Genomic DNA, 17,457 nt, shown 5'->3' with positions numbered 1-17,457 from the left:
TTTACCTATATAATAGATGGCAGATAAGTCTATTGGACTAGTAGATTAAAATCTAATTTTGCTTAATGTAATTTTACAATATTAAATATTGAATTATGTTTTATAAATAGAATTCTAAGCATCAATTTGTATTTTTGTAACTATGTGGTACAATAATATTTTGGAAACCATTGGTAATACGCCATTGGTAAAATTGAATAACATTACGAAAGAAATCCCTGCTACGGTATTGGCGAAAGTTGAAAGCACCAATCCTGGGAATTCAATTAAGGATCGTATGGCAGTTAAAATGATTGAAGACGCGGAGAAGAGCGGTAAGCTTAAACCGGGTGGAACGATCATAGAAGGTACTTCCGGCAATACCGGTATGGGCCTGGCTATGGCGGCAATCATTAAGGGCTATAAATGTATTTTCACCACTACAGATAAGCAGTCTAAGGAGAAAGTAGATGCTTTACGTGCTTTCGGTGCGGAAGTGATTGTTTGTCCGACGAACGTAGAACCTGAAGATCCAAGGTCTTATTATTCAGTTTCTTCTCGTTTAGAACGTGAGGTTCCGAATTCATGGAAACCGAATCAATATGATAACCTGGCCAATTCTCAGGCGCATTATGAGCAGACTGGGCCTGAAATCTGGGCACAAACCGAAGGGAAGATCACGCATTTAGTGGTTGGGGTAGGTACAGGAGGTACCATTTCTGGTACTGGAAAATACTTGAAAGAGCAGAATCCTGACATTAAGATCTGGGGAATTGATACTTATGGATCAGTGTTCAAGAAGTATAAAGAAACAGGAATTTTAGATAAAAATGAGATCTATCCTTACATTACGGAAGGAATTGGAGAAGACTTTTTGCCAAAGAACGTAGATTTTGACATCATTGATCTTTTTGAGAAAGTGACGGATAAAGATGCGGCCTTAATGACGCGTGATATTGCCCGTAAAGAGGGGATCTTTGTAGGTAATTCAGCAGGATCTGCTATTGCCGGACTATTGCAATTGAAAGATAAATTGAAACCAGAAGATGTGGTTGTAGTGATTTTTCATGACCATGGAAGCCGTTATATGGGCAAAATGTACAATGAAGATTGGTTAAGAGAACGTGGTTTCCTTAAAGATGAGAAGCTGACTGCAAGGTCTATTCTTTCGAAAAAAGAATCCGCAGAAATCATTACCATTGATTGTGAGAAGACCATTCTGGAAGCAATTAACAATATGAATACCTTAAATATCTCTCAAATTCCGGTTACTCAACAAGGAATGGTGGTAGGTAAGCTGGCAGAAAGCGATATCATTAAAGCACTTTTAGAGAACCCTTCTTTAAAATCTGCGCCAGTGAAAGAAATCATGTCGAGTACCTTTCCTTTTGTAGATATGAATACTTCTATTGATAAGATTTCATCGTTGATTAATAAAGAAAATTCAGCGGTATTGGTAGAAGATGAGGATGGCAGAATTGAGATTATCACTCAGTACGACATCATCAATGCAATTTCTGCATAATATCAAGGCGTTTTTAATAGGAGGCTAGCCTTCGTATGTATTCAGTATCAATTTATTAGACATAAAAAAATCCCGGATTTCCGGGATTTTTTTATGTCTTGTGATTTAAGCCAAGCAAATCGGCTCAGTTTTTCTAGTGACTAGGTGCTGAAGCATCTACACGTTTAATCTGTGCACCAAGGGCACGTAAACGAGTGTCAATGTCCTGGTAACCACGCTCAATTTGCTCGATATTGAAAATTGTTGATTTTCCTTCTGCAGATAAAGCAGCGATCAATAAGGATACTCCTGCACGGATATCCGGAGAAGTCATGCTGATTCCTCTTAGTTTATACTGCTTGTCGATTCCATTTACTGTTGCTCTGTGTGGATCACAAAGTATGATTTGAGCACCCATATCAATCAGCTTGTCGACGAAGAACAGACGGCTTTCAAACATTTTCTGATGGATCAATACCGATCCTTTTGCCTGAGTAGCCACTACCAATACGATACTCAATAAATCAGGAGTGAAACCTGGCCATGGAGAATCTGCGATAGTCAACATAGAGCCATCAATAAAGGACTCAATTACGTAATGTTTCTGAGAAGGAATGAAAATATCATCACCTCTAAGTTCAAACTTGATACCCAGTTTTCTGAAAACTTCAGGAATAATTCCTAATTCTGAATAGCATACGTCTTTGATGGTGATTTCTGATTCTGTCATCGCCGCAAGGCCAATGAAAGAGCCGATTTCGATCATATCAGGCAGCATACGGTGTGTGGTACCGCCAAGTTTGGTTACGCCTTCAATGGTCAATAGGTTAGAGCCTACGCCAGTGATTTTTGCACCCATACGGTTCAGCATTTTACACAGTTGCTGTAAGTAAGGCTCGCAGGCAGCATTGTAAATGGTTGTGATTCCTTTAGCCATTACAGCGGTCATCACGATATTTGCAGTTCCTGTTACGGAAGCTTCATCCATCAGGATATAAGCACCTTTAAGCGCAGTGGCATCTACGTTAAAGAACTCTTTTTTGGAGTCATAAACGAATTTAGCACCTAATTTCTCAAAGCCTAAGAAATGCGTATCCAATCTTCTGCGACCGATTTTATCGCCACCTGGTTTAGGAATTGCCGCTTTACCGAAACGGGCCAATAGTGGGCCAACGATCATAATTGATCCTCTTAAACTGCCGCCTTTAGATTTAAAAATATCTGATTGGAAGAAATCCAGGTTAATATTTTTAGCCTCAAAAGTATAAGTATCTTTTGAAAGACGTTCTACAGTTACACCAAGGTCTCCTAAGAGTTCAATGAGTTTGTTAACATCTTTAATATCTGGGATATTGCTGATGGTTATTTTTTCTTCAGTTAATAAAACTGCTGAGATAATTTGTAGGGCTTCATTCTTCGCTCCCTGAGGTGTGATTTCACCTTTTAACTTTTGTCCACCAATTATTTCGAATGCATTCATGTTGTAGTAAGCTTGTATAGTAGTATTAAAATTGGTAAGCGCTAGTGACGTGGTTTTGGATTGCTATTGTTGTTACGCTGAGGGCGGTTATTGTTGTTACTCGTGTTGTTTTGTCTGCCTTTACCGTTGTTGTTATTGTTGTTTTGTCTGCCGCGGTTACTGTTGTTTGCTGGTCTGGTCACTACAGGCTTAAATTCAACCTTCGCCAGGTTTACATTTTCGTCCAATTGCAATTCACCACCCGACAGTTCGCGCAGGTTTTTCAGGATCGTTTCATCCGCAACACTGTCTTTGTTCCAGGTTACGTAAGCCATTTTCATGAAATTAGCGATGCCTTGTACCATTGCTGCTCTGCGTTCCGGATCATCAACGGCTTTTGCCTTTTCGATCATCGTTTCCACAGTTTTACCGTAGTGTTTATAGGTGATTTTTTGCTGAGGGTATCCGATGTGTTTCGGTTTTACCAAAGCATCCTCTGGAGTAGGCTTTGGATAGGGGCTGTCTACATCGATTTTATAACCCGAGATGATGTGTAGGTGATCCCATAATTTATGCTTAAAATCAGCAACATCACGCAAATGGGGGTTTAAGAATCCCATAAGATCTATCACCGCCTGAGCATATTTATTACGTTCTTCAAGGTCGGGTAATTCAATAATGTACTTCACCATGTTCTGTACATTACGGCCGTATTCGGCGAGGATTAGCTCGTTTCTTGTGGTATTATAATCGAAATTCATCTGTATAATTATACTTTTTATTTTTATGTGCGACCGGTTTTAATGTCCCGGTCGGCCCTTAGGGCGTATTTATCTTCTTGAGTAAGCTATTTTGCTAAAGGCTGGTCGTATCAGGTGATAACGAACTATAGCCAATAATTGTATAATTTATAATCAAATAAGTAGCAATCACGGATTTATAAATTCCTCCGGATGCTGTAAAGATATATTTTATTTAACAATTCGCAATTTAGCAAATTTTAATAATAACTGCTTATTACCCAGACCTTGAAAAAATACCGTTGCTTTTACATCAGGCAAGCTGCCTTCCAGACTCACAATTTTACCGAAACCGAATTTCTCATGTTCCACATCCATTCCATTTTGGAACAGGTTGGCTGCATCAGGTGCGAAACCTGGTGTAGGCACGTGGGCTTTAGGCAATACCGACGTTTTTGGTCTTGGAGCGGTAGAAGTACCTGTTGATGTACCAGAAGCAGCTGGTTTTGGCTTGCTGAAGCTATCTCTTTGCTGTGTCCAGCTTCTTCTCTCAGAAGAGAAACTGTCGTCGCCAGTAGGTGGTTTAGCAGATTTTGGTACTTCAATCTCCAGGTAACGGGCATTGATTTCTTCAATAAAACGACTTGGCTCACAATTGGTTAAAGTACCCCATCTGTATCTTGAAGTAGAGTAGGTAAGGGTTAGTTTCTTTTCTGCGCGGGTTACCGCTACATAAAATAACCTGCGTTCTTCTTCTAAATCAGACCTTGAATTGAGCGACATCTGAGAAGGGAAGAGATTTTCCTCTAAACCAACTACAAATACGTTCTTAAATTCCAAACCTTTTGAAGAGTGAATGGTCATTAAGGAAACGGTATCAACATTTTTGTCGTTTGATTTATCATCATTGGTCAGCAAGGCAATGTCCTGCATGAATACTTCCAGACTGCGGTCTTCAATATCTTCGCGTTCTCCAAATTCCTTGATCCCGTTTAATAATTCCTGTATGTTTTCATGTCTTCCACGACCTTCATCAGTCATGTCGGAATGTAACTCTTTTAAAATTCCAGAATGTTGCGCGATGTATAAAGCAGCTTCATAAGCATCCAATTTCTTGGCTTCTACAGTGAAACTCTTGATCATCATTGCGAAATCATTCAATTGATTGGCAATTCTGCCTGCAATATACTGCTGTGGGTTACAAACTACTTCCCACATGGTCACATTGTGTTCATCTGCAGCAACCAATAGCTTTTCTACGGTAGTATCACCAAGCCCTCTTTTTGGGTAATTGATCACCCTTTTGATGGCTTCTTCATCACTTGGATTGAAGGTTAATCGGAAATAGGCGATTAAATCCTTGATTTCTTTACGTTGGTAGAAAGATAGTCCGCCATAGATTTTATAAGGAATATTGAGTTTTCTTAAACCTTCCTCCATTGCTCTGGACTGTGCATTGGTACGGTATAAGATGGCAAAATCATTGTAGTTGTAACCTTTAGAACTGCGTTCCTGAATGATGGCTTCTGCTACAATTTTACCTTCCTCATTGTCGGTAAAGGCACGCTGAACCCTGATCCTGTCGCCAGGCTCGTTGTCGGAGAATACATTCTTTTCCAACTGATTTTTATTGTTGGCGATGATGCTGTTGGCAACTTCAACAATATTTTGAGTAGAGCGGTAATTCTGCTCTAGTTTATAGACTTTCAAATCCGGGTAATCGCGTTCAAAATTCAGGATGTTCTGAATGTTTGCACCCCTGAAGGCATAGATACTTTGCGCATCATCACCCACCACACAAATGTTCTGGTAAGCTGCTGCAAGTTTCTTCACGATGGTGTACTGGGAAAAGTTAGTATCCTGGTACTCATCCACCATCAGGTATTTGAATTTCTGCTGATATTTATTTAAGACGTCAGGGTGGTTTTTCAACAGGACATTTGTTTTAAATAACAAATCGTCAAAATCCATGGCGCCTGATTTAAAGCATCTTTTGGTATACGTTTCATAAATCGCTCCGATTAAAGGACGTTTATTACTGATATCTTCCGCCTGTATTTCCGCATTCTCCTGGTATTCGATATGGGAAACCAGGTTGTTTTTTGCAGAAGAGATCCTGTTGTACACGAAATTGGCATTATAAAGCTTGTCGTCCAGCTGCATCTCCCGCAATATCGCTCTGATCAGACTTTTACTATCGTCCGTATCATAAATGGTGAAGCTGGAAGGATAACCGATTTTCTCTGCTTCTACTCTCAATATTTTCGCGAATACAGAGTGAAAAGTACCCATCCAGATATTTTTTGCTTCTGCGCCAATCACTTTCATGATTCGCTCACGCATATCTTTGGAGGCTTTATTGGTAAAAGTAAGCACCAGAATATTGAATGGATCTATTCCTTTTTCAATCAGGTGAGCTACTCTATAAGTAATGACACGTGTTTTTCCGGAGCCTGCACCTGCGACAATCATTGCTGGTCCCTGGGTGTTTTCTACTGCTGCGCGTTGTTGGGGGTTTAATCCTGCTAAATAATCCAAAATGCTATCTTGTTCTGCTTTTTAAAGGTATTGTTAAACCATGTATTGCTATCGGGCTACCCTAAAAGTACGTCCGAAACATTCGGACAAAAATAAGAAAACTATGTCTCTTATTGGAGTTACATCCAATCTTTTTTGCCCGACTCTACTTTATATAACCAATAGTTTACGATCTGATGAATATCGGTATACTTTCCATACTTAAAATGTAAAGTGCCGGCGGCAGTATGCAGGATTAAATGCCCGATATCTGCTTTCTTATGCCAGAAATATTGCTTGGTAGTCATCTTTTGAATTTTATGGGGTTCCATTGTTTGGTACTCAATGTCCCAGATACCGCTTTTTTTGATGATGAAATCTTCAGATACATATAACCTATGGTGCACATATTCAAAATAGAGGAGGATCCCAGCGAAAATGGTATAGGGAATAATCAGCCATAGGTAAGGTTGTAAAACTGGTCTGAGCGCTGTGATGCCTATAAAAACTAAGGATGGAAGGACAATGCGCAGCATGACTGTAAGGAATAGAAACCTGTAGTTGGGTACAAAAGCACTGCCGTTTATTGGCAAGCAGTTGTAGATCATTTTTAAGATTTCATTTCTTTCCTTTTCATCACATCCCGGGATTTCTATATCGTGTTTCTTATGGTCTTTATTTTCTTCTTCAGCGGTATTGAATGCTGCTTGTTTAAACTTTAAATTGATCAGGTTTAATTTTTTCTGGAAATAATTCTGGCTGTAGCTGCTGATTTGTACTCTTGCAGGTTTCAACAAGATGTGTTTTTTTTCAAACAGACCAGAATGAATAGAAAGGAAGGTTTTTTCTTTCCTGATTTCAAAGTTATAGTACTTTAGAAAAGTTCGGATCAGGTTGGTCCCTAAAACGATGAGCAGGGCGAAAATCAGCAGGATGCACAAGGAAATTAGCCCCAGGCCCTGTGTAGTCAGCTGGCTGATGGGATTCTGTTCCAGCTCAAAAGCTTCGGTATAGTTCTTTGTGGCCTCCATGATCGCATAGATAAAACCACCCAATAATGCGATACTTGCCCCGTAGTTAGAGGTTAAGCCAACTTTAAATAGCGTACTGTTGCTTAATTTTAAGATTGGGAAACCGCTGTAGCCGATATCGTTACCCTGGTTACTTTGCTGCTGTTTATCGCCCTCAGCAGCTATTTGCGAATTATTTCCTGGAGCAGCTGAATACCTGAGGTTGTTGGCGTCTGTTGATTCATTTGCTGCTGCAGCAAAGGTTCTGCTCAGCAATTTTTCCCTGAGGATGGTTGCCGCACCATGATCAATGGCTTTGATACTGGCTTCTTTTTTATCGCTTCCAGCGGTATCAATATCGAGGCTGTATACACCAGCAATTCTTTGAATCAGCGATTGGTTGAGGTTTACCTGTTGGATTTTATCCAGTCTAATGATCAGGTTTTCTCGGTTAAATATGCCTTTTTGGATGATAAATTCCTGTCTTTCCTCATCGAGAAAGAACGTGAATTTAAGGTAGCTGAAGTAGGAGTGTATGGCAAGAATGATTAGATAGGCCAGAAAGCCTGCAATAAGATAACCGGTTCCGCTGCTTTTTGTGCGGACCAGCAGCAAGATGATCGGAAATATCAATACCCGGATGCTCTGCTGGAGCTGGTTGGCAAAAATGATGATGACACCAACTGGAGATTGCCTTTTTGGGGCGGAGAAATTAGTTGCCATTGGCTTCCTGGTTGTTGAGCTGTCTGGTTAGCTCTTCTTTAATGGTTTTTGCCAGTTTGATCGGCAATCCCGGGATCACAATATTTCCGGAAACTCCACCGGCAGTATAAATATGTAAAGACGCCAGTTGAAACATTCTGGAGAATACTCCTTCATTTAGGGTGATGTGCTGAATTCTGTTAAATGGAATGACGGAAGTGGTGATGGAAATGATGCCGCTTTTATAAATTACGTCTTTTTCTCGGATGGCGTAGCCTCTTTTTTTGATACTAATTGCATAAAAGGCGACCAATAAAATCCCAACCAGTATATATCCGCCAATAAAAAGATAAGGTTCAGGTTTTAAGGATTTCAGCAGGAAAAACAAGACTGCGGCAGCCAGGGCTAAAAAGGCCATGAATACCACTATATTTAATAAAATCACCTTCCAGTAGTTCTTATCCACCTCATTAAGGGGCACAGTCTCATACTTTGGAAGCAGGCTGAGGTCTAAGTTTTCGTTTGTAAAATCTTGCATTTCGTAGGTAAATTCATAGGTAAAAGGGCGTTCGAAACGAAGTTAATAAATTATTCTTATGCCCGGCTTCAGAGGGATTTGTGTTTATTTTCATATTTTTATAAAAAATATTTTATGAAGTTAGAAATTGAAGTAGATGTTATAGGTGTTCATTTGGCTGATTTTGAAGGAAAGATAGTAGCACCTACTTTTATTGATAGTGTGGATAGTGGTGTTAAAATGACATTTTTAGGTATTGATTCACTGAAAGAATATAAGTCAGCGTTGATCCAGGATGATGCGGAAGAACTTGCCGGAACGGAAAAAGAGATAAAGGATAAAATTAATAGAGGACTGAAAAAAGCGATTTCGGAGCACATCACCATGATGGATTCCATTAGAGTTTACGCTGAAGCTTTGTTTAGTTTTATATATAGTACTGATGCGCACAGAGAAGATAAGAAATACATCTTTAATGAATTGATCGAAGGTCTTAAAGTCGCTGAAAACGATGGGGAGCTGGATACGGCAATTAAAGACAGTACTTATGAAATGGGAGAATTTACAATTGGCTATAAAATGGCCTTCAGAAAATACTCTTGTGATTTCTTAAACTATGATTTTATCGCGCTTAGAGATCAATTGGTAGCTGATCTTATTGGCTTGCAAAAGAGTTTGTAGGATATATCATCCTTCAGTAACCCTTATTAATGATTTTAATAAGGGTTTTTTTATGCGCTTTTCAGAATAAATTTTTCTAGTTTTATCGACTCAAATTATTGGCGTTTTAAGGTGGGGAATTGTTGGGAAGATGCGCTTCAAATGGCTGCTCAGCTCTTCATTACCAGATTACAAACGACTTGATAGGTGTTTAAACTAAATTTTGAAATAACCATTTGTTATGCAAGAGATTAAAAAATATGTAGAAGACAACAAACAACGTTTTTTAGAGGAGTTGTTTGAACTGTTACGTTTTCCTTCGGTAAGTGCAGATCCTAAATACAAAGGTGAGGTATTAAAGACGGCTGATTTTGTAGCTCAGAAGTTGAAAGACGCTGGTGCGGATAATGTTGAAATCTGTGAAACTGCCGGCTATCCTATTGTTTACGGGGAGAAAATCATTGATGCAGCATTACCTACCGTTTTAATTTACGGTCACTATGATGTGCAGCCTGCAGATCCTTTGGAATTATGGAAAACACCTCCTTTTGAGCCAACAGTACGTGATGGTAAAATCTATGCACGTGGTGCCTGTGATGATAAAGGTCAGTTCTATATGCATGTTAAGGCTTTTGAACTGATGATGAAAACCAATACTTTGGCTTGTAACGTGAAGTTCATGATCGAAGGGGAGGAAGAAGTAGGTTCTGCAAATCTTGGTGTGTTTGTGAAAGCAAATACAGCGCGTCTAAAAGCGGATGTGGTCTTGATTTCTGATACTTCTATGATCAGCATGGAAAATCCTTCTATTGAGACTGGCCTTCGTGGTCTGGCTTATATGGAAGTAGAAGTGGTAGGTCCGAACCGTGATTTACACTCAGGTGTATATGGTGGTGCAGTGGCCAACCCGGCTACGATCTTGTGTAAACTGATTGCTTCTCTGCATGACGAAAATAACCACATTACGATTCCTGCATTTTATGATAAGGTAGTAGAATTGTCTGATGCTGAAAAAGCAGCTTTAAATTCAGCGCCATTCGATCTGGATGAATATAAAAAGGACCTGGAGATTGGTGCGGAATGGGGTGAGAAAGGTTATTCAACCCTGGAGCGTACTGGTACAAGACCAACTTTAGAAGTAAACGGCATCTGGAGCGGTTATATCGGCGAAGGTGCAAAAACCGTATTGCCTTCTAAAGCGAATGCTAAAATCTCTATGCGTTTGGTTCCAAATCAGACTTCTGAAGAGATCTCTGAGATTTTCGCTAAACATTTCGAAAGTATTGCTCCTGATTACGTAAAAGTAAAAGTTACCGCACATCATGGTGGTGAACCGGTAGTGACGCCAACAGATAGCATTGCTTACCGTGCTGCAGAACAGGCAATTTTAAATTCATTTGGTAAAAAACCAATCCCTACAAGAGGTGGCGGCAGTATTCCAATTGTAGCCTTATTTGAAAGTTCATTAGGTATTAAATCTGTTTTGTTCGGATTCGGATTAGATAGCGATGCATTACACTCTCCAAATGAGAAGTTTGACATCTATAATTATTATAAAGGAATTGAGACTTTACCTTTATTCCATAAATATTTCGCGGAGTTGAGCAAATAAGCGCTTGATTCTAAAACGAATAAATACTTATTCAAAAAAGGGTGGCCAAATCGGCTGCCCTTTTGTATTTTTACCCCATGCCTTTGATACCTCCAAATTCTCCTTTACTTAAAAAAGAACCTGTGGCCAAAAAGCCAGCTGCGCCTAGAAAAAAGCCAGCAGCGAAGTCCGCAGCAAAGACTCCTGTGAGGCGGAAAGTGGTAAAGAAGAAAAAACCGATGGCCATGGAGTGGAAGTTTGCCATTGTAGGGTTAATGTTGATTCTATTTTCTCCATTTTACTATGGCTATATCATTAAAGGTTTCAGTTCTACCTGGCGCTGGGTGAAAGATTGGGGACAAGATCCAAATTACCGTACTTACAGCAGTTTTGATATCCGTATTCCAAAGAAATATTCAATTCATGGTATTGATGTTTCCTATTATCAGGGAAAGATTGATTGGCGGAAGGTGAAAGCGATGAAGGAAGATGAAGTACAGGTGAAATTCGCATTTATAAAAGCTACTGAAGGAATTTTGAGTGTAGATCCTTATTTCCAGCGCAATTGGAGGGAAGCGGCAAAAGCAGGGATCATTTGCGGCGCTTATCATTTTTTCAGACCTCAGAAATCTGGCGAATGGCAGGCGAAGTTTTTCCTGCAAACGGTGAAATTTGAGGAGGGAGATTTACCCCCAGTAGTGGATATTGAACAGTTGAATGGGGTAGATCCAGCGAGTATGCGTAAGGAACTCCAGGATTTTATCAGTTATGTAGAGAAAAAAACGAAGGTAAAGCCGATCATTTATTCGGGTCTTACCTTTTATAGAGATTATCTGAAAGGACATTTCGATGAATATCCATTATGGATTGCCCATTATCATCAGGCAAAATTGAGAGTCAGCGGAGATACCAATTGGTTTTTCTGGCAGCATTCAGATAAAGCCCGGATTACGGGAATCAATCATGTGGTAGATTTTAATGCGTTTAACGGTGATAGTACCGCTTTTGAGCGACTGAGGATTCCTAAAATCCTCAGTTACTAGCTAACCGCAGGTGCCGCCGAGAAGGTGGCATTGGTTCAATTTCTCATGAAAATGAATCATTTTTTCCATTGTTTCAGTCATCATTTCGAGTGGTTTCTTTCCGATCAGTTTTTCGTATTTACTGCTGAGTAAACTGGACTGCTGTGCCACTTGAAGGTAAAAATTACGACCTTCTTCAGTCAATTGCAGGAGGTTGGCACGGGCATCAGTCGTACTTTTTTCGACTTTAATCAAACCACTCTGCTCCAGTTCTTTCATGACCTTTCCCGTCGCCTGTCTGCTTACTTTTAGGTCTGCGGCGATGGCACTGCTGGATTTTCCACTCAGTCCAACGGCCATGAAAAAGGGCAGGGAAGCCATGTTGAAATGTGGCTGGTGAAGGTGGCATATATTTTTATCTCCCCAATCGTCTGTTAATTTCTTGAGGACATATAATTGTTTGAACAGAACAGCTTGTTTATGGTAGTCTATCATTAATGTGGTGGTTTTGTAAACTTAGTTTACTAAACTAACAAAATGGATTAAAAATGTCAAGGGTGTTTATACGGGATTTAGAATTTTTTTCTCTAAAAAGATTCATCGGAAACTGAAGTGATTTAGCAGAGTAAGCACTAGGGTTATTTGGTTGAATGAACAATTAGATCAGAAAAAGCTCACATGTTTTTAAGAATTCAGGATCCGCATCTGCTCCGATGCCTGGAGTTTCAGGAACTTCGAGCAAATAGCCGTTGTAAATTACACCACCTATTGCCGGATCAACCAGATGTCCTAGTAAGCAGGTATCGAGGTCAAAGAACATTACATTCGGGCTGGATAAAGCGAAATGAAGGTTGGCACTGGTCGCGATCCTACTTTCCAGCATACTGCCAATCATACATTTTGTGCCGGTTTGCAATGCGATTTCATGGATCTTTTGGGCTTCCAGGATCCCCCCGGATTTGGAGAATTTAATGTTTAAGTATTCGCAAGACTTACTGTTGATGAGTCTACGTGCGTCATGATGGTTGTAACAGCTTTCATCGGCCATAATTTTAACCGGAGAATTGAGGTTTAATTCCGGCAATTGGTCATCATACCAGGTTCTCATGGGCTGCTCGCAAAACTCTATGTTGTATTCGGCAAGTTTGCCCAGTCCGAATAGCGCATCATCAAAATTCCATCCCTGATTGGCATCCAGGCGGATTTTTATGTTTTCTCCTACAGCATGTCGGATCTGTTTCACGCGCTCAATGTCGTCTTTAATGTTTTTGCCAAGCTTGATTTTTAAAATATTGCATCCCTGTTCTTGATATTTTAAAGCGGTATCGGCCATAGTTTCAGGCGCATCAATACCAATGGTCATGTCTGTTTCTACGATTCGGTTTTGTCCGCCGAGGAATTGATATAATGGTTGTTCAGCGTGTTTTGCAGCAATGTCAAATAAGGCCATATCGAATGCACTCTTGATGGTTCCATTGTGCGCATAACCCATTAAGTCGTTCATCCTTTCCGGGATGTCCAATGGGTCTTTTCCAATCAGGATTTTAGCAAAGACTTTGGCCATTGCCAGACAAGTTTCCTGGGTTTCACCAACAATCATGGGAAAGGCGGAGCATTCGCCTACACCATATATTCCGGTATCCGTATGGATCCTGATCAGCACATTTTGTGCGAAATCCATAGTCCCAGTGGCAATCACAAATGGAATCATAGGGATGCTAAAGCGATATATTTCTGTATGGCTGATTTTCATGACGGTTCTTGGTTTTCTTAAAATTACCGATTTTGTATCATTTGTCCCTATCTGGCCAGGTCTTTCTTTTTATGATGATGTTATCCGGAACACCTGGCTCATGATTATTACCAGGAATTTATGGCCATACTACATGCGAATAATACCCGTATTAAATTTTTGAAGATCCATTACTTTTTGATGGTAATAGTTCTGCCAGTGACCAAATGGAAAGTATAAATCCTGTATAAACCATCATCAGAAGTTTCAATCTCTTCTACAAGGCCGGTTTTGCTAAACGTATCGGTTACCAAATCTCCCTTTTTTACTTCTTGCAGTACTGCTGATGGGGTGTCGTTATTTAATCTGATCATAATGTAGCGTATTTATCGGCTTTTAATTGTGGTTAAAGATAAGGGCATCTATCGCTTTTTCTGTTATTTATTTGAGGAAAACAATACTGGCAAAAATGAGGAGTCAAATGTTTAAAGCATCCTTTTTACGCAGCCAGTAAGTACTTTCGCAGCTGGTTTTAAAGCAGCAAACTCTTCCTCTTTTTCTGACGATGTTGGTGCTGGATTTTGTAAGTGGCTGAAATTTTAAAACTGCCTTTATCGAACAATAAAGGCGGTTTAATTGTTGGATTTAAAACAGATTGTATTCCCCCACGATTAAACAAAGCTGGTATATTAAAAATCTGGTTATATTTGCCGACTAATTATGCCATTTGGCATAAAAATTAGTGATGAAACATTAAAATTGATAACTAAAATAACATCATAATGAGTATTAAACCCAATACAGTAGTATCATTAACGTACGAATTGCATACGACTAATGAAGAAGGACAACAAGTTTTCGTAGAAAAAGCAGATGAGCAAAATGCACTAGTGTTTTTATATGGTACAGGAATGATGTTGCCTAAGTTTGAAGAGCATTTGGCTGGATTAAATGTTGGTGATGAGTATAGCTTTGAGCTTTCTGCAGCTGATGGTTACGGTGATTTAGATCCGGGAGCTTTTGCTGATTTACCGATCGATATGTTCAAAGAAGCTGGATTACCTGCTGTAGGTGATGTAATTCCTTTGCAAGATAACCAAGGTAACCACTTCAGAGCTGGTGTAACTGCAATCCACGAAACTACTGTTTCTGTAGATTTGAATCACCCAATGGCTGGTAAAAACCTAATTTTTGCGGGTAAAATCCTTTCTGTGCGTGAAGCAACTGAAGAAGAATTAAGTCATGGCCATGCACACGGTGCAGATGGTCACCAAGGTCACTAGTAGATCAGAATTGATATAAAAAGAGGGTATCCTAATCAGGATGCCCTCTTTTTTTTTTATTGCATATATTTTGCAATTAAATGGTTTTTAATCTCCTTTATTAACTGTTGTTTACTGATTTTCTCTTCAACTTATTCGAGTGTTACCTAGATTCAGGAGATTTAAATTGTTTTATTGTGCTTTTTATTTCTTTTCATTGACCATGGGTTTGGAGCAGCCTGCTGATGGGTGTTTTTTTTGCAAAAAATAATTGCAATTAATATGCAGTGTAGCTAAAACAATTCTATATTTGATTTTTAAGCCAAAAAGCCCATCTAACTCAAAAACCATGATTCGAAACTACCTTGTTATTTCTGTTGCTCGGGCTGATACTGGTACTTTCAATCATGACCATGAATTTATCAGCCCAAGAAGTGTTTTTAAAATTAGAACTCGAATTTCCGCCCGCTCCAAAACCGCTGGGAATTTATAAAACGTTTCTAGTAGAGGGTAAATATTTATATTTATCAGGTCATGGGCCAGTACAGCCAGATCAGTCGCTTACATTATTAACGGCTGCAGTGAGTTATTTGCGGCTGTATGGGGCCAAGAGAATGGAATTGGCGTAAGAAGTGCGGTAGGAATGGGCTCTTTGCCGGATAATATCCCGGTAGAAGTAGAAGCAGTTTTTGAATTATTTTAACCATTAGAACCTATGTTTATAATCGATGCTCACCTTGACCTTAGCATGAATGCCATGGAATGGAACAGGGATTTGAGACTGCCAGTCACTACGATCAGAACCTTGGAAAAAGGGATGAAGGATAAGCCTGACCGTGAAAAGTCTACTGTCTCATTTCCGGAACTTAGAAAAGGAAATATTGGGATTGTTGTGGCTACACAAATTGCCAGATATGTGAAACCTGGCAGTTTAATTCCGGGCTGGAATTCGCCGGAGCAAGCCTGGGCGCAAACCCAAGGACAATTGGCCTGGTATAAAGCGATGGAAGAGGCGGGTGAATTGTTTCAGATTACGGATGCGCAGCAATTGAAAAGCCATTATGAGCTTTGGAATGATGGGACTTCAAATGATCAGAAGGCGATCGGTTATGTTTTAAGCTTAGAGGGGGCAGATTCTATTGTCGATATTTCTTACCTGGAACGCGCACATCAATATGGATTAAGCGCCATCGGTCCGGCGCATTATGGCCCCGGCAGATACGCAAATGGAACCGATGCTACCGGGAAGATGGGCCAGATGGGCTTGGATTTGTTAAAGGAAATGGAGCGGTTAAACTTCATCTTAGATGCGACACATTTATGTGATGATGCATTTTGGCAGGCACTGGATCATTTCTCTGGCCCGGTTTGGGCGAGTCATAACAATTGCCGGACATTTGTAAATCACAACAGACAGTATAGCGATGAGCAAATTCTGGCGTTGATCAGCAGAGGAGCGGTTATTGGTGGCGCTTTGGATGCCTGGATGATTGTTCCTGGTTGGCAAAGAGGGGTATCTACGCCAAAAGGAATGAACTGCGGATTAGAAAAAGTAGTGGAGCATGCGGATCATATCTGTCAGCTGGCAGGTAATGCCGGGCATATTGGTATCGGATCTGATTTGGATGGTGCTTTTGGAACAGAGCAATCGCCCTTTGACCTGGATACGATCTCCGACTTGCAAAAGATGGTCGCCATGTTTGCTGCCAAAGGGTATTCCGCCGCAGATCTGGAACTGATTTTTCATAAGAACTGGCTGAATTTTTTGTATAAAGCCTGGGCTTAGGCCTTTGGCTGTGTATCTCGATTCAAACACAGAATAAAAAAAAACCGGAAGCTTCAATTGAAAGCTTCCGGTTTTTATGCTTGGATTGGCTTGTTATTTTTATGCGGATACCGGGAGGAGTGCATTGCATTTTTCGCAGGTGCCGTAAGCCGTCGTGTTGACTGTTTTAGCAGTAAATCCATTCGGCATTTTAATTTTGGGTACGATTACTTCCAGGCAATAGATCTTACCACAAGTGGTACAGTTGAAATGCACATGTTCATCATGATGGTGGTCTTCAGAGCAGGCAGAAGAGCATAATGCATAGTTTGCGGTGCCATTCAGGTCCATAATCCGGTGTACAATTCCTTTTTCTTCGTAGGTATTGAGGATTCTATAAAGCGTGACGCGATCGATCTCTTTACCTAGTTTTTTTTCCAGTTCAGGCTGGGAGATTGCTACCGTATCCAGCGCAATTTCTTCGAGTACACGTACCCTTTGTTTGGTATGTTTAAGGTCGTGTTCTTTTAAAATATTTACAGGATCTAGTTTCATAATTATATCGTTTTTGCGTTGATCAGGGAAATGGGTGGGTTGTCCATTGCATTTCCTGTGTTTAATTTCAACGTGCCTTTTACGACAATTGTTTTGTAGGTGAATTTAATCGGTTCTGTCATTTCTACCAAGACCATGATTGGAACGCCATTTTTTCCGCAATAAAAGCATTGATTAATAGGCAAGGTAGAAAGCATGAACTTCGTTTGTTTCATGCCATCTTTAATTGGCACGATATATCCTTCCAATTCAAAGGTTTTATTGGCATGTTTTTTAATTTCTGGCGAATAAACCGCATACATTTCTGAGTCTTTAACAATCTTAAAGTCTACACCACCTACCACATCCCAGTTGTCGGATAGGATTTGATCATCAGGATTGTGCTGGGCTTTTACCGTTAATCCGGTAAAAAGTAAAATAGCGAGCAGGAATCGTTTCATTT

Annotated in this window: 17 protein-coding genes; 7 read left to right on the top strand and 10 right to left on the bottom strand. The window is 39.9% G+C overall.

Translation table 11 applies throughout. From position 1 onward, the window contains the following. Positions 1–142 precede the first annotated feature (142 nt). Positions 143–1,504, top strand: coding sequence for a pyridoxal-phosphate dependent enzyme (locus tag H9X96_RS02720; protein ID WP_187664784.1), 1,362 nt, complete (start codon positions 143–145; stop codon positions 1,502–1,504). A gap of 133 nt (positions 1,505–1,637) precedes the next feature. Here the strand turns inward: H9X96_RS02720 and murA are convergent, their stop codons facing one another. The 5 genes from murA to H9X96_RS02695 all read right to left on the bottom strand — a co-directional run bounded on the left by murA (position 1,638) and on the right by H9X96_RS02695 (position 8,449). Continuing rightward, positions 1,638–2,963, bottom strand: coding sequence for a UDP-N-acetylglucosamine 1-carboxyvinyltransferase (gene murA, locus H9X96_RS02715; RefSeq protein ID WP_187664783.1), 1,326 nt, complete (start codon positions 2,961–2,963; stop codon positions 1,638–1,640). A gap of 41 nt (positions 2,964–3,004) precedes the next feature. Continuing rightward, complete coding sequence (locus H9X96_RS02710) at positions 3,005–3,703, bottom strand: DUF4290 domain-containing protein (RefSeq protein WP_187664782.1); 699 nt, start codon at positions 3,701–3,703, stop codon at positions 3,005–3,007. Positions 3,704–3,913: 210 nt separating this feature from the next. Further along, entirely contained in the window at positions 3,914–6,220 is a 2,307-nt protein-coding gene (locus H9X96_RS02705) for an ATP-dependent helicase (protein WP_187664781.1), read from the bottom strand. A gap of 119 nt (positions 6,221–6,339) precedes the next feature. Beyond that, positions 6,340–7,932, bottom strand: a complete 1,593-nt coding sequence (locus tag H9X96_RS02700) for a PH domain-containing protein (protein ID WP_187664780.1) — start codon at positions 7,930–7,932, stop codon at positions 6,340–6,342. After that, positions 7,922–8,449, bottom strand: a complete 528-nt coding sequence (locus H9X96_RS02695; RefSeq protein WP_187664779.1) for a PH domain-containing protein — start codon at positions 8,447–8,449, stop codon at positions 7,922–7,924. The genes H9X96_RS02700 and H9X96_RS02695 overlap by 11 nt, the downstream gene beginning before the upstream one ends. A gap of 114 nt (positions 8,450–8,563) precedes the next feature. Between H9X96_RS02695 and H9X96_RS02690 the strand changes: the two genes are divergently transcribed. From H9X96_RS02690 to H9X96_RS02680, 3 genes are all read left to right on the top strand, one after another. After that, the gene (locus H9X96_RS02690; protein WP_187664778.1) at positions 8,564–9,109 is read left to right on the top strand and encodes a hypothetical protein; all 546 of its coding nucleotides are present in this window, start codon (positions 8,564–8,566) and stop codon (positions 9,107–9,109) included. 220 nt (positions 9,110–9,329) lie between these two features. Continuing rightward, positions 9,330–10,700 carry a dipeptidase gene (locus H9X96_RS02685; RefSeq protein ID WP_187664777.1) on the top strand — a complete coding sequence of 457 codons (1,371 nt, stop codon included), beginning with the start codon at positions 9,330–9,332 and terminating at the stop codon, positions 10,698–10,700. A 122-nt stretch (positions 10,701–10,822) separates the two neighbouring features. Beyond that, positions 10,823–11,722 carry a glycoside hydrolase family 25 protein gene (locus tag H9X96_RS02680; protein WP_370576703.1) on the top strand — a complete coding sequence of 300 codons (900 nt, stop codon included), beginning with the start codon at positions 10,823–10,825 and terminating at the stop codon, positions 11,720–11,722. On the opposite strand, the gene H9X96_RS02675 is transcribed toward H9X96_RS02680, so the two are convergent. The 3 genes from H9X96_RS02675 to H9X96_RS02665 all read right to left on the bottom strand — a co-directional run bounded on the left by H9X96_RS02675 (position 11,723) and on the right by H9X96_RS02665 (position 13,807). Continuing rightward, positions 11,723–12,196, bottom strand: a complete 474-nt coding sequence (locus tag H9X96_RS02675; protein ID WP_187664775.1) for a MarR family winged helix-turn-helix transcriptional regulator — start codon at positions 12,194–12,196, stop codon at positions 11,723–11,725. A 163-nt stretch (positions 12,197–12,359) separates the two neighbouring features. Next, positions 12,360–13,454 (bottom strand): mandelate racemase/muconate lactonizing enzyme family protein, encoded by a 1,095-nt coding sequence (locus H9X96_RS02670; protein WP_187664774.1) that lies wholly within the window; start codon positions 13,452–13,454, stop codon positions 12,360–12,362. A gap of 170 nt (positions 13,455–13,624) precedes the next feature. Then, the gene (locus H9X96_RS02665) at positions 13,625–13,807 is read right to left on the bottom strand and encodes a hypothetical protein (RefSeq protein WP_187664773.1); all 183 of its coding nucleotides are present in this window, start codon (positions 13,805–13,807) and stop codon (positions 13,625–13,627) included. 408 nt (positions 13,808–14,215) lie between these two features. On the opposite strand from H9X96_RS02665, the gene H9X96_RS02660 reads away from it, so the two are divergent. The 3 genes from H9X96_RS02660 (at position 14,216) to H9X96_RS02650 (ending at position 16,481) form a co-directional block, all read left to right on the top strand. Next, on the top strand, positions 14,216–14,716 hold the full coding sequence (locus tag H9X96_RS02660; RefSeq protein WP_062549947.1) for a peptidylprolyl isomerase: 501 nt from the start codon (positions 14,216–14,218) through the stop codon (positions 14,714–14,716). A gap of 386 nt (positions 14,717–15,102) precedes the next feature. Beyond that, the gene (locus tag H9X96_RS02655) at positions 15,103–15,324 is read left to right on the top strand and encodes a hypothetical protein (RefSeq protein ID WP_255430960.1); all 222 of its coding nucleotides are present in this window, start codon (positions 15,103–15,105) and stop codon (positions 15,322–15,324) included. Positions 15,325–15,410: 86 nt separating this feature from the next. Further along, complete coding sequence (locus H9X96_RS02650; protein ID WP_187664772.1) at positions 15,411–16,481, top strand: dipeptidase; 1,071 nt, start codon at positions 15,411–15,413, stop codon at positions 16,479–16,481. Between the two features lie 99 nt (positions 16,482–16,580). Here H9X96_RS02650 and H9X96_RS02645 read toward each other — a convergent pair whose 3' ends face one another. Together H9X96_RS02645 and H9X96_RS02640 are read right to left on the bottom strand one after the other, a co-directional pair. Further along, positions 16,581–17,015 carry a Fur family transcriptional regulator gene (locus H9X96_RS02645; protein ID WP_187664771.1) on the bottom strand — a complete coding sequence of 145 codons (435 nt, stop codon included), beginning with the start codon at positions 17,013–17,015 and terminating at the stop codon, positions 16,581–16,583. A gap of 2 nt (positions 17,016–17,017) precedes the next feature. After that, positions 17,018–17,455: a hypothetical protein gene (locus H9X96_RS02640; RefSeq protein ID WP_187664770.1), complete on the bottom strand. Its 438-nt coding sequence runs from the start codon at positions 17,453–17,455 to the stop codon at positions 17,018–17,020. Positions 17,456–17,457: the final 2 nt, after the last annotated feature.

The organism is Pedobacter sp. N36a (assembly GCF_014472395.1).
Lineage (GTDB): Bacteria > Bacteroidota > Bacteroidia > Sphingobacteriales > Sphingobacteriaceae > Pedobacter.
Note: the sequence above shows the minus strand (reverse complement) of the source record. Positions and strands in the feature narration are given on the sequence as shown.